Consider the following 12,953-nt stretch of genomic DNA (forward strand, 5'->3'; position numbering starts at 1 on the left):
CCCCTCTATGAAGCAACCTCTGGCTCTACGGCTTCCTCACGCAGCGAGGGATGAACCACCACTTTTTGTTTCCATTTCCCGGAAAAATAGTATACCAGGGCAATCGTAGCCCCCACAAACCACCCAGTGGGCATGGCCCACCAGATGCCAACTACCTTCCATACTGTTGAAAAAAGAACCGCCGCGGGGACCCGCACAAGCCACATAGCGCAGAGGGTTGAAACCATGGGGACCATTGCCTCGCCGGAACCCCGAATCACGCCGTTGGTGATAAACATCAACGTAAATACGAGGTAAAAGGGCGCAATAATACGCAGATACTGGGCGCCAGTAGCAATCACTGCTCCATCGGTCGTAAAAAGGCCAACCAGGGGTTCCGCATACCACAGCAGGATTGCCGATAACACTACCGTAATGCCCTCGGCAATTCCCAGGGCCACCCGGTACCCTTCGTGGACCCGCTGGCTTTTCCCCGCCCCTAGGTTCTGTCCCGTAAAGGTGGAAAGGGCCATACTGATATTCATCGCCGGCATTCCTATAAAAGAATCGATCCGGCTTGCGGCCGCAAAACCGGCCATAACCACCGGGCCAAAACTGTTGACCACCGCCGACATGAACATCATTCCCATCGCCACCAGGGCCTGCTGGATTCCGGAGGGAAGCCCAATCTTAAGGCTTAGCAGGAAAATTTCCTTATCAAATGAAAGATGCCTAAAATCCGTGGCCAACAGTTCATGGTTTCGGTTAAGATACCACAAGGAACCTGCCACCGAAATCGCCTGGGCAATCACCGTTGCTAGGGCCACCCCCGCGACCCCCATACGGAGGACCAGCACCGAAAAAAGATCCAACGCCACATTAATGAGCGTAGAAGCGATAAGCATATACAGGGGAGTCATGGAATCCCCGAGGCCTCGCAGAATGGCGGCGACCCCATTGTAAGCAAAGGTAAAAAAGAGTCCCCCAAAAATTATGCGAAGATACAAAAGCGCTGACTCTTGAACTTCGGCGGGAACCCGCAAAAGGAGCAAAATCGGCCGGGCCGCTGCAAGTCCCAGCACCGTCAGCACCAGGCTCATCCAGAAAAGGACCAGATAGGTGGTTTCAATAACGGCGCGAACCTTTGCAAAATCTTTGGCACCGTAGTATTGGGCAATAAGCACATTGGCCCCCATTCCAAACCCCATTACGAGGGCGACCATTAAAAACAGGATAGGAAAGGAGGTCCCCACCGCCGCAAGGGCAATCGTACCAACAAACTGGCCCACTACCCAGCTATCTACCATGTTATAGAATTGTTGAAACACATTTCCTAACAACATGGGAAGGGAAAAAAGTACCAATTGAAGAGGGACATTACCACGGGTTAAATCTTTCATACGTAAAATATTTTTAATATAAAAACATTTTATCCGTCAAGATACTTAGATACTTACATTTTTGTAGAATCATGGTACAATAGCGCTTAACATTCCACTCCCGCCGTTAATAGAGGGAGGGCAATTTTTGAGGAACATCCATGGCAGATAAACCCTACGTGCGTCCCACTTGGGATGAATACTTTATGGAAGTATGCAACGCCATTGCAAAGCGAGCCACCTGTGATAGGGGCCGCTCGGGCTGTGTCATTGCAAAGGATAACCAGATTCTGGTTACGGGGTACGTGGGAGCCCCGGCGGGGCTACCCCACTGTGATGATGTGGGGCATCAACTAAAAAAACTCGTTCACGAAGATGGAACGGTAACCACCCACTGTGTACGGACCGTTCATGCGGAACAGAACGCTATTTGTCAAGCCGCAAAACGGGGGATCGCCATCGATGGGGCAACCCTGTACTGTAAGATGACCCCCTGTCGGACCTGCGCCATGCTGATTATCAATTGTGGCATTAAACGGGTGGTGTGTCAGAAACGGTACCACGATGCCAAAGATTCGGAGGCCATGTTCGCCCAGGCGGGGATTAAACTTGACTACTTTAACGAAGAAACCGAAAAATACGATAATCAATAAGGGGATACCAAGAAATAGATGTGGGCCGTAAAAATTATCGAGGTAAGAGGGAAAAGGGCGTGCGTATTTTTGGAAAACTCTTGAGTGGAATTGGGGTGATTATTCTTGCCCTAGGACTCGTGATAACCTACATTGGTTTTGAAACCTTTCAAATTCTTCATTACAATAAGATCGCCCGGGATACAACTCATCTCATTTATAGCTGGACCCAGGTACTCATGGGATCCTATCAGTTTATCACCACCAATGAGCCCCTCGAGGTTCAGGAACAGCGTTTTGCAGAAAGAATAAGCACATTTGAGAATAACCTCATTGCCTTGAGCCAGGAGCCGGCCCTTACAAAACTTGGAGAAGAAGCGCAAAGACAAATAGAAAACACCCTGAGTCTCTGGGAGTTTACCAAAACTAACATCAATAAAATAAATATCGCCCTGGAGGATTTTAAAAAATATACGGTAGAAAAATACCCATCTATTGCCAAAGCAGGAACCGATGGGATTCAGGGAGAAATGGAGCGGTTGTTTCGGTCTAACGAGATCGATTTTTCAAGTTATTACTACTATGATAACCTGCGCCGCGCCCTTTACAGTGTGGCCCTCGCAAACGATGGGTTCAATAGACTGCTCAAAACCCTCGAACAAACCATAGAAAACAGTGTGGCGCGACAAATTCAACGGGCCATTATTGGGAGCCTTGCCATCTTCTTCCTGGTTATTGGGCTTTCCCTTTTGTATACCATTGTTTTTTCGCGGCGCATTGCCCGTAGGACCCAGATTATCGAAGAACACTTACGAGCCCTGGCGGATCGTGATTTTACCCGCCTTCCTCCCACCCTGGGGAAAGATGAAATCGGTCAGATTGCAAGCCATCTTACGGGGGTGATTCAATCTATCAATCGACTCTTTATTTCCATTCAACAATCCGCACGGCGGGTAACCGCACTAAAGGAAAGCCTTTCGGCGGGGACTACCGAGACTGCCGCCGCCCTTAACCAAATAAACAAAAACATTGAAAGCATAAAAAATCAATTTGAGTTGCTCGATTCTGCCATTCAACAGGCATCGAGCGCATTGGAAGATATCGGTACCTACCTGGAACGATTTAAAGATGAAACCGTAAGTCAGACCACCAGTATGCAAGAAGCGGGAGAAAATTTGAATCGGGCATTGCGGGCGGTACAGGAAGTTTCAGAAAACCTGAACCGACAGGCAGAGGGGGCTGAAGGCCTGCGACAATTGGTGGTAGAAGGGAGCGAAAAAGTTCAAAACACCAACGATACCATTAAATCGGTGTATCGGGATGTGCAGAACATTGCGGAAATTATCACCCTGATCGACCAAATTTCAGAGCAGACCAACATTCTTTCGATGAATGCGGCCATAGAAAGCGCCCATGCCGGTGAAGCCGGAGCGGGCTTTGCGGTAGTAGCGGAAGAAATTCGCAAGCTCGCCGAATCCACTCAGGAAAACGCCCAGCGGATAGAACAGGCCCTCACCGCCATCACCACTAAGATTAACGAAGCCCTTACCCTCAGTACGAGTTCAGCCAGTTTCCTGGATACCCTGAGTAAGGACGCGAGCGAATTTGTAAACCAACTCAAGAGCATTTCCCAAACCGCCGCCAGCACGAGTCAAGAAGCCCGTTCTATTGGAGAGGCCATTCAGGATTCAATACGAACGACCCAGGGATACCGGGAGGGAACTGCCCGGATGTACCAGCAGCACCAGGCTATTCAGGATGCAATGGAGAATATCCAGATGATTTCCCAGGAAACCCTGCGGGGTATCAGCGAAATCGAAGTAGGTTCCCGGGAAATTCTAGAAAGCATGAGCCATGTGGAAGCCCTGAGTATCCAGAGCCGCGAAGGGGCAGAAGAACTCGAACGAGCCCTTCAGGTATTCAAAATTACCCAGGGATCCAGCACGCTGGAGGAAAACGATGTTCCCCATCTATCTGAAACAGACCCGCGGGAGGCAGGAATTGATGAACGGGGGGTTCAGGTAAAACGTCCCCCGATTTCTATCAGATAAACGGGCTCTTTTCAAGAAAATAGGTTATCTACGCTTTAAAGAGCCAGACGCCTCTCAGCACCCCTAGGAGAAACACCACCATAGGCGCCATAGAGGGCATACGTAAAAAGAGGGCAATTCTTCAAGTGGGCCTTTTATTTTGAAAATCGATAGATCAGGTACATTTCTTCTATAGTTTTCCAGGGACCCGCTTGTTTCGACCTACATCGGAAACGGGCCGCCTCTTTTCGCTCCACATAAAAATCGTACAGGGAACGGGGATCCTCGGGGATAATCTCCGAATAGGAGTTCCTTTTGCCTAAAAAGACACGGAGCTCTTCCGTATTGATGGCAAGAATACCCCGATGAGCGAGGATGCTCCGAATTTCTTCTATTTCTTCAAAGGAAAGACCAAAGACAAATTCTTCCAGGGCAGATTGCACCTGACTATCGGCCAGGTTATGGAGCAAAAAGTCTTGCCAATCGGATCCTAACTCAAGGGAAAGACGGAACAATTCACTGGAACCATCCATGGTTCCAAAGGAAGGGCAATTTTCGTTCCGCACAAACCATAGGGCCTCCAGGGCAGGCACATGCTGAGAAGCCCGGGGATCTATGCCCCGATCCCAGAGATGCACCAGGTCCGCCGCGAGTTCTTCCTTTACCTCTACCGGGAAATCGGGATCCTCTAAACAGGAAAGATATACATCCTCTGCCATAAGGGCACAGGCGGTAGAAAATATGACATGGCGAATTTCCCTTTGGAGGGAAGGATTATCGCTACACACAAGGGCCAGGAGAGAAAAGGCATGGCTTTTTGCCACCAGGAAGCTCCTCGAGGCAACCACCCGCGTGGGGGTATGTAAAAAACCGGTACGATGGGAAATGTGACACAGGGAAGAAACCAGGGTTTGTTCATTCCGCTCCTTCCCTTGAATTACCTGAGAGAGGGTTACCGAAGGGAAGCGAGTAATAGCCTTACCATATTCCCGAAGATCATCAAAACGACGGAGGACAAGGTCAGCCTCTTCCGGATCTCGTTGTCGGAGAGTATCAACTACCTGAAAGAGAAGATCCTCTTCTTCCTTAGATAATGCGAAAGAGGTCCATTCGGTTTTTATAACATCCCAGGTATCCACACAGGCTTCCATATTTTTTAAGAGTACCCCTAAGAACCAAAGAGGTCAACAGGGAAAAATCTTTTTGATCCCCCTGACCAGGCCGTATTCCTCTTTTCCCCCTTTAAAAAGCTTCTGGTGGTTTAAAAGGCCACCGGCGAAAAACCACTTGGTTGACGCATCTCTTTAATTATCGTATCTTTTATACCGGTTGTTTAAAGAAAGCACACATCGGGGGTGTACCGGTTTCGACTGGCATGATTCGGGGCGTAGGCTGCAGGTGGAGCGCCGACCTCCTAACATTCGGCACAACTATAACTGCCGACAACGACAGTTTAGCTCTGGCTGCGTAAACAGCCATAGCCGGAAAACAGTTCCGCCGCCCTGAGGGGCTGTTATTCCGTCGCAAACAGGGCTGGTTTCTTCCCGGGCCCGGACGGGAAGGAACGAGACAATTCTGGGATACGGAAAGGCCGCCTGCCGTGAAGCCAAGCCTTTCCCGACAATACGAATCCACGGCTAAACCTGTAGAGGTTTACGGTTCGCATGCCAGGACGCGGGTTCGACTCCCGCCACCTCCAACAAGACAGTTGCAGTCCCTAATTCCTAAGGATTGGGAGATGTAAAAGCCGGGAAGCCCAAAACTCCTCCTCGGGAAATAACCTTTGCAGAGGGATCGGGAGCATCGAAAAATCATCAAGGCTATTTTTCATCCCCCAAAACAAATCTTTTCTATCACGGAGGAACACAAAACACAGAATGGGTCGCCATTTAGAACTCCTGTCACCGGCCGGTTCCTTTGAAACCCTAGAAGCAGCCATCCAGGCAGGGGCAAATAGCATTTACTTTGGCATTGGGGCCTACGATATGCGTTCCCTTTCGAGTAAAGGCTTTACGCAGGCCGATCTCGAAGAAATTCGCACCCGCTGTGCCCACAAAAAAGTACGGGCCTACTGTACCCTAAATGCGGTAGTCTTTGATGAGGAACTAGAGGATATTGAGTCTCTGGTAGCAGACCTGGCCCACCTTCAATTTGATGGGATCATCGCCCATGATATGGCGGTACTCCAGATTGCCCGGCGCTATGGAGTTCCCGTACATCTTTCGACCCAGGCGAATATCACCAATCGGGAGGCCCTCCGGTTCTATAGCTCCTTCGCAGAGGTGATTGTTCTGGCCCGGGAATTGTCCCTCCCCCAGATTCGCCGCATTGCGCAGTTTATCCAGGAAGAAAACCTTCAGGGTCCTTCTCAGCGACCCCTTCGCCTTGAGGCCTTTGTCCATGGGGCCCTCTGCATGGCCTATTCGGGTAAGTGTTACCTGAGCCTCCATATGATGGGAAGCTCCGCTAATCGGGGGGCCTGTCTCCACAGTTGTCGCCGCAGCTATCGTCTTATCGACACGGTAAACGGCAACGAAATTGAAGTGGCAGAGGGGTATCTCCTTTCTTCCCGGGACCTTAAAACCATTGATATTCTTGACCAATTGGTTGCCGCAGGCATCGAAGTCTTTAAGATTGAAGGACGGTCCCGTTCTCCAGAATATGTGGCCACCACCACTTCCTGCTATCGGGAAGCCCTGGATGCTATTGAAGAGGGAACCTTTACCGCTGATAAGATTAAGATCTGGAATGAACGGTTAGCCCGGGTATTCAACCGGGGGTTCTGGGAAGGCCATTACCTCGGGAAAACCATGGGGGAATGGTCCGATTCGTACGGCTCTAAGGCTAGCCGACGGAAAATACACCTCGGAAAGGTGGTGAATTATTTTGATCGGGCCCAGGTGGCAGAAATCCTGTTACAAGCGGGGGATCTCTCGGTAGGAGAGGAACTCCTTATCACCGGAAAAACCACGGGGCTTATCGAACTGCCCGTACAGGAACTACGGATAGAAGACGAGGTGGTACGCCGAGCTCCGAAGGGGACCCGCTGCACCCTTCCCTGTCCCGTAAAAATACGGGAGGGGGATATTGTGTATCGATGGGAAAAAACAGAGGAATCTTTCCTCACGAGACCTTCGAAAGAAAAGCTTCCCACAGAGAATCCTGCGTAAGAAGGGGGGCTACGATCTCCCGACGGGGCAGTCCGGAAAGATGCATTGGGAAAGGTCCCTGAGATAAGGAATGCCCCGGTGAAGTTTGGGTGCCCTGAGAAAACACTACTTCCGGGTCTGGGAAGGCGAGAAGCCGGCTATGAAGCCGGATGCCTCCTCCCGTTTCACTGCGGCGGGCCCCATATTTTATGTCCCCCTTAACGGGAAGACCCGCTGCGGCAAGCTGGGCGCGAATCTGATGGTGTTTCCCGGTAAGAAGTTCTATTTCCAGAAAAAGGTACCGATCCCCTGAACCTACGATACGGTACTGGAGGCGCCCTACCCTTGGATCCGCCACCGAAGCATCCACCGGAAAGGCATAAACCTTATTGGCTTTTCGATTCCACTCAAGGCGATGGATCAGGAGCGCCTCTTCTGGGATAGGATGGGAAGGCTTTTCTACCACCGCCCAGTATATCTTTTTCACGAGGCCCTTTGCAAAAAAAGAAGAATACCTGGCTATTCCTTCTCGGCTAATGCCAAAAAGCACGGCCCCCGAAACCGGCACATCAAGGCGATGTACCGGGAAGGGATCCCCAGAAACAGGGAGAGTTTCCCTTTGAGTGTGTAACCAATTCCGCAGCAACATCGCCAGATCCACCATGCCGGGACGGGCGCCTTCCACGGCCTCTCCAACCCGCTTATTCACCACCACAACCTTAGGGTGAGTGTACAGGACCCGGGAATCTTCCAAAAAGTCGGTCATGCTCGTCTCTTTTACTCCTAAAAACGAGGGTATTCCCTCTGTTCAATGCTCTTTCCGTGGGACTCCTTCAGAGGAAGTCACCATATCCTCCCGCAGAAGCCCATAGCGGGCCTTCTGCCTCAAAATACGCTGTACCGCATCCTCCAGCCGAGAACGGGCAAGCTGGCCATTTTTTAAAGCCCTAAGGATCGCCCGATGCACCCGCCTTAGATCGGGGGGCCAGACCATCACCATATCGATACCCGCCGCGAGGGCCTCTACCACCGCTGTTTCAGGGGGCTTTCCCGTTTTTGCAATGGCCCCCATGGCAAAGTCATCGGCCATGGCTATTCCCTGATAGCCCAGCGTTTCCCTAAGCCATCGCTGAATCACGGTTGAAGAAAGGCTTGCGGGACGATGGGCATCCAGGGGTGTAATCATACTATGGGAAACCATGATGGCGGAAGGCCCCCCTTCCATGACCGCAAGCCGCTGGAAGGGGAGCATCCAGAGGGAAAGCTCCTCCAGGGATGTATCCAGAATTGCCACGTCCCGGTGGGGGTCCACCGCTGAGCTGTGGGGAAAATGCTTTGCCACCGTGGCGATTCCCGCCCTATCCATTCCCCCGACAAAGGCCGCCGCAGCGGCAGCCACATAGGCGGGATCCGAACCAAAACTGCGATCCCCCACAAAGGGGGCGTTTTCGGCAGTGAGCGGTTCGGCCAGGGGAGCCAGATTCAGGGTAAATCCCAGGGATGCAAGGTCCTTCCCGGCCTTGTAGGCCGCCGATGCTACCGCATCCAGGCTCCGTTGCACCGCATCGGCGGAAAGGGGCGGCCTTCCCGGGAATAGGCCCTGCTCAATGGCGTACCGGCCGGGAGCGGGGAAAAAACTTGTAAGAGGGTATAGGCGATCCACCGAGCCCCCCTCGTGATCAATCGCTATAAAAGGGAAAAGAATGGCGATCTCCCGGTTATTTTTCTCTCGGGGGATGGATATTTCATACCTGCGCCGGAGTAACTCCCGCAGGGTGGCGGTATACTGAGCCAGGCCAGAAGCGGTGGAACTGATGTTATAGCGGAACAACATGACCCCACCCACGGGAATTTCCCGTAACAGGGCCTCCATGGCAGCTGAAGGCCGCCCCTTCCCATCCACCCCCGAGAGGAGCACCTGGGCCGCGAGGACCTCATCAGGGAGGGCTTCCACCAGGGCTTTTAAGTTCTGGAATGGCCTGTCTGTTTCTTGCTGAACAGCATCCCTTTCGGAGGAACCTCCCTTTGTAAAGGATTCCCCCTGCGGACTCTGAGAAAAAGCTTTGTTCTGATGTACGGGCGCGTGGCCGGGGAAAATCCTCGCCGGTACCGACCCAGAAGAGGTAGGGGAACAGGCAAGAAGGGCCACCGCACAACTGGTAATAACGAACGGAGCAAAAAGACGCATAGTCCCATCCTATACTATTGTCCGCCGCCGCGTAAATAACGTATATTTTTATAATAAGGAAAGCCATGAAAGCTATTTCGTCGATGTCTTTTTTCTCAAAGGCGGATCGGTATTTGTATAAGCATCCCCTCTTTTATAGCCTGGCAGCCCCCATAGTGTTGCAGGGCTCTTTTCATCGCCTCAGAACCATTGCGCACCACGATGGTTCCATTGCTGACCACGTGGTGACCGTGGCCTTTTGGTGTTTCGTGATTGCCCGACTCTTAGGTTTTCGAAAACACCTGGCAGAACTTGTCCGGGGGGCCCTCTTGCATGACTATTTCTTTTACGACTGGCGAATTGCGCGGCCCCGCAATGGCAAGCTCCACGGTTTTCACCATCCCCGGGAAGCCCGGGAAAATGCGGAAGCCGATTTTGGGCCCCTTTCATCCCGGGAAATAGATTGCATCGAAAAACACATGTTTCCCCTTACTCCCTGGCCACCCCTTTACAAAGAAAGTCTCCTGGTGTGCCTGGTGGATAAACTGGTTGCCCTCAAAGAAGTATTCGCCATGACAAACCCCCTAATATTGATCGGCATACCTCCAGAACCAGAGGGTCCAGGAAAATCTCCCCAGAGACGGAAGGGAAAATAGCACCCCCTTTTACACGGGTCGTTCTAGCTTTCCTACTAGTCCCTTCTCCTTTATAAGGCTGAATAAGGGCTGATAAAAAGAAAAAACACCGATCCTGCCTTTGTTTCTCTCAATAGTTATTTTCCCCGCTTTATGCTAAAATGCGGTCATGTCCCTCAACTGGAAAGAAATCAACCTGGTTCTGGAAGAACTGGATCTCCCGGGTTCCCAAATTCAAGGCATTATACAGAGCGCCTTTGATATTCTTACCCTGAACCTCTACAAGGGAGGAAAAGCCCGGACCCTCCTCATTGCCCTTACGCCGGGAGCCTGCCGTATCCACGAAACGAGTCGAAGCATCCCAAAACCGGAAAAACCCCTGCGGTTTACCGAATTCCTTAAGGCCCGTATTCTGAACGGCTGGATCCAGGAGGCGTGCCAGTTGGGAGAGGACCGGATTGTTCGGTTTTCGATACGCCGGGGGGAACACCGCTATTTCCTCTATTGTCGGCTCTGGTCCAATGCGGCCAACGTGATTCTTACCGATGAGACCGGAACAATCCTTGATGCCATGCGGCGCCTTCCCAAACGGGGGGAAATAAGTGGGGGAACCTATCGACCAGAAAGCAAGGAAGGAGGACCGGGAGAACCCACTACGGAGACTCCGGGCACAAGTAATCCGACGGCCCCTATGGCCCGTCGAACCTATGAGGTTCGAGAGTTGCGGGGGGAAGGCTCCTTTAACCAGAAACTGGATGATTACTATGCCACCGAAGGGGGAGCCCTTTCGCTAGAACGTCTTAAAGAAGAACTCCGTCGTTTTTACGAAGGGCGCTTAAACCGTCTTGCGGCCACCATCGAAAATCTTGAACAGAAACAGGCCTCTTATCAACATGCGGAACAGTGGAAACAGTATGGGGACCTCATCATGGCTCAGGTGGCATCTATCCAGAAGGGACAGGAATGGCTTGAAACTATCAATTTCTATACCGACGAACCGGTACGGATCCGCCTTGACCCCCAGAAGAACGCCGTGGCCAATGCCGAAGCCTGGTACCAGCAGTACCGCAAGGCGAAGCAGGGCCTTACCGAACTAGAAGAGGAACTCAAGATATTCAGGGAACGGGAAGACCGACTCCGGCAAGAAATGGAAAAGGTGTTGCAAGAAACCAACCCTTTCCGTCTCTATCACAAGCTCAGAACGTTGCGGGGAAGTTCGCAACAGGGAACCGATAAAAAACGGCCCGGCCTTACCTTTGTGAAACAGGGCTGGACCATTATCGTGGGACGGGATGCCAGGGAAAACGATGAACTACTCCGTCATCATGTTAAGGGGGCCGATCTCTGGCTTCATACCCGGGATGTCCCCGGGGGCTATGTATTTATCAAGGCTCAAAAAAACAAGACCGTTCCCCTGGACATCCTTCTTGATGCGGGGAATCTGGCGGTATTTTATTCCAAGGCCCGAAATACGGGAGCGGCGGATCTCTACTACACGGCGGTAAAGTATTTACGCCGGGCAAAGGATGGGAAAACAGGACTTGTGATACCAACCCAGGAAAAAAACCTTTATATAAAAATAGAAGAACGCCGATTACGAGAATTGGAAAATTGTCGAGTTGAAACGGTATAATATACCATATAGGAGGAAGGAATTGGCAAAGGGATTGTTAGAACGTGCTCAGGATAAAATAACAGAAGAGTCCCTTGTGGCAGGGATCTCCCCCGAGGATCAGCGGGAAATCAGAGCCCAAATCGAAGCTCTTACGCGGCGAGAGGGCCTTGAATCAAAGAACATCATCCCCTTTAAGCCCCAAAAACGGGGTATCCTGTTTCCCCTGGTGATCAACCTTTTCCTGTTGGGGGGAACGATCCTTCTGCTGTGGACCCTTGCTCGGTTCTTTTCTCAAGAGGATATCCAACAGACCAGCTATCGCGCCCAGATCTATACCGCCGAAGGGAAACTGATTCAACAAATAAAACAGGAGGCCGAACAAAAGCTCCTCCAGAAAGCCCAAGAAATTGCCCAAATTCAAAATCAACTGGGTCGCCTGGAAGAAGAAAATCGAAAGATGATGGCTTCCTTCGATGAACGACTGAAAGCAAAAGAAGAGGAGATTCGAAGGAAAATTCAGGAAGAGGTAGCGGCCGAACGGATCCGCCTCGAAGCCCAGGGGCTGGCAGAAGCGATTATCGCAGAACGGCTTAAAAAGTTTGAAGCCGAACGGCAGGCCTACTATGCAAAACAACTCGAACAGTTTAGGCAACAATTAGCCCGGGAAAAGGCAGAGGCGGAGGCCACGTATAATCAACTGAGAACAGAATACCTCCGAAATATCCAGACCCTACAGGCGGAACGGCAAAGAATTCAGGAAGAATCGGCCCAACGGGAACAACAATTACGGGCCAATCTGGAAGAAAAGAATCGGGAACTCGCCGCTATAACCGCCCAGATTACCACAGGGGAGGCCCGCCTTGAACAGGCCCGCGCAGAACTGGCCCGGCTGGAAGAACAGCAGCGCTTACGGGTTTCCGTGGAAGCCCAGATAAGTGGCTTTTATCAAACTATCCAGCAGGCCTACCAGCAGGGCCGCTATGAGGAAGCCCTTTCCCAGGTTTCCCGTTGTATTGCCTATCTGAATAACAACGAACAGATACTTCGCCTCCCCGATTTTCAGCGACGACGGGAAATGGATCTTTTTGCCATGGAAACCATCGGTACCTTTATCCGATCCCAGATTGAAAAAACGAGCGGTACCCAGGAGGACCTGTTAAAACAGGTGGAACTTCTTTCGATAGCCCAGCGGGCGGTAGTCCAGGCGCGGCAGGCCCTGGATCGGGGGGCCCTGCGAGAAGCCCGGGAGGCGTACCTTCGAGCCCTGAGCACCGTTCCGGAGCTACTTGAATCTCACCAGTATATCCTTTCCCAGCAACAAAAGGAAGAGCAAGAAAAACTCGTAATGATCAACGAAGGGAGATGGT

10 protein-coding genes and 1 other RNA gene are annotated in these 12,953 nt (G+C 51.5%); 7 read left to right on the forward strand and 4 right to left on the reverse strand.

Features of this window, described 5'->3' with window-relative positions; all coding sequences use genetic code 11:
• Positions 1–5: 5 nt before the first annotated feature.
• A complete protein-coding gene (locus tag C5O22_RS10425; protein ID WP_132781577.1) occupies positions 6–1,379 on the reverse strand; it encodes an MATE family efflux transporter in 1,374 nt (457 codons plus the stop codon).
• Between the two features lie 140 nt (positions 1,380–1,519).
• Here C5O22_RS10425 and C5O22_RS10430 point away from each other — a divergent pair, with 140 nt between their 5' ends.
• Positions 1,520–2,011 (forward strand): deoxycytidylate deaminase, encoded by a 492-nt coding sequence (locus tag C5O22_RS10430; protein WP_132781579.1) that lies wholly within the window; start codon positions 1,520–1,522, stop codon positions 2,009–2,011.
• A 59-nt stretch (positions 2,012–2,070) separates the two neighbouring features.
• The gene (locus C5O22_RS10435; protein ID WP_132781580.1) at positions 2,071–4,041 is read left to right on the forward strand and encodes a methyl-accepting chemotaxis protein; all 1,971 of its coding nucleotides are present in this window, start codon (positions 2,071–2,073) and stop codon (positions 4,039–4,041) included.
• Positions 4,042–4,175: 134 nt separating this feature from the next.
• On the opposite strand, the gene C5O22_RS10440 is transcribed toward C5O22_RS10435, so the two are convergent.
• Positions 4,176–5,171: a hypothetical protein gene (locus tag C5O22_RS10440; protein ID WP_132781582.1), complete on the reverse strand. Its 996-nt coding sequence runs from the start codon at positions 5,169–5,171 to the stop codon at positions 4,176–4,178.
• 200 nt (positions 5,172–5,371) lie between these two features.
• Between C5O22_RS10440 and ssrA the strand changes: the two genes are divergently transcribed.
• Both ssrA and C5O22_RS10450 read left to right on the forward strand, forming a co-directional pair.
• Positions 5,372–5,722: a transfer-messenger RNA gene (gene ssrA, locus C5O22_RS10445) on the forward strand.
• Positions 5,723–5,897: 175 nt separating this feature from the next.
• Positions 5,898–7,190: a peptidase U32 family protein gene (locus C5O22_RS10450; RefSeq protein ID WP_132781584.1), complete on the forward strand. Its 1,293-nt coding sequence runs from the start codon at positions 5,898–5,900 to the stop codon at positions 7,188–7,190.
• Here C5O22_RS10450 and C5O22_RS10455 read toward each other — a convergent pair.
• Together C5O22_RS10455 and C5O22_RS10460 are read right to left on the reverse strand one after the other, a co-directional pair.
• The gene (locus tag C5O22_RS10455) at positions 7,144–7,935 is read right to left on the reverse strand and encodes a pseudouridine synthase (RefSeq protein ID WP_132781586.1); all 792 of its coding nucleotides are present in this window, start codon (positions 7,933–7,935) and stop codon (positions 7,144–7,146) included. The genes C5O22_RS10450 and C5O22_RS10455 overlap by 47 nt on opposite strands.
• Positions 7,936–7,977: 42 nt before the next feature.
• Complete coding sequence (locus C5O22_RS10460; RefSeq protein WP_132781588.1) at positions 7,978–9,357, reverse strand: glycoside hydrolase family 3 N-terminal domain-containing protein; 1,380 nt, start codon at positions 9,355–9,357, stop codon at positions 7,978–7,980.
• Positions 9,358–9,422: 65 nt separating this feature from the next.
• Between C5O22_RS10460 and C5O22_RS10465 the strand changes: the two genes are divergently transcribed.
• From C5O22_RS10465 to C5O22_RS10475, 3 genes are all read left to right on the forward strand, one after another.
• A complete protein-coding gene (locus tag C5O22_RS10465) occupies positions 9,423–9,992 on the forward strand; it encodes an HD domain-containing protein (protein ID WP_132781590.1) in 570 nt (189 codons plus the stop codon).
• Positions 9,993–10,140: 148 nt separating this feature from the next.
• Complete coding sequence (locus C5O22_RS10470) at positions 10,141–11,604, forward strand: NFACT RNA binding domain-containing protein (RefSeq protein ID WP_132781591.1); 1,464 nt, start codon at positions 10,141–10,143, stop codon at positions 11,602–11,604.
• Positions 11,605–11,626: 22 nt separating this feature from the next.
• The coding region (locus tag C5O22_RS10475; protein WP_207895376.1) for a hypothetical protein at positions 11,627–12,953 on the forward strand (1,327 nt) is incomplete at its 3' end.

This window comes from Treponema sp. J25 (assembly GCF_004343725.1).
Taxonomy (GTDB): domain Bacteria; phylum Spirochaetota; class Spirochaetia; order Treponematales; family Breznakiellaceae; genus J25.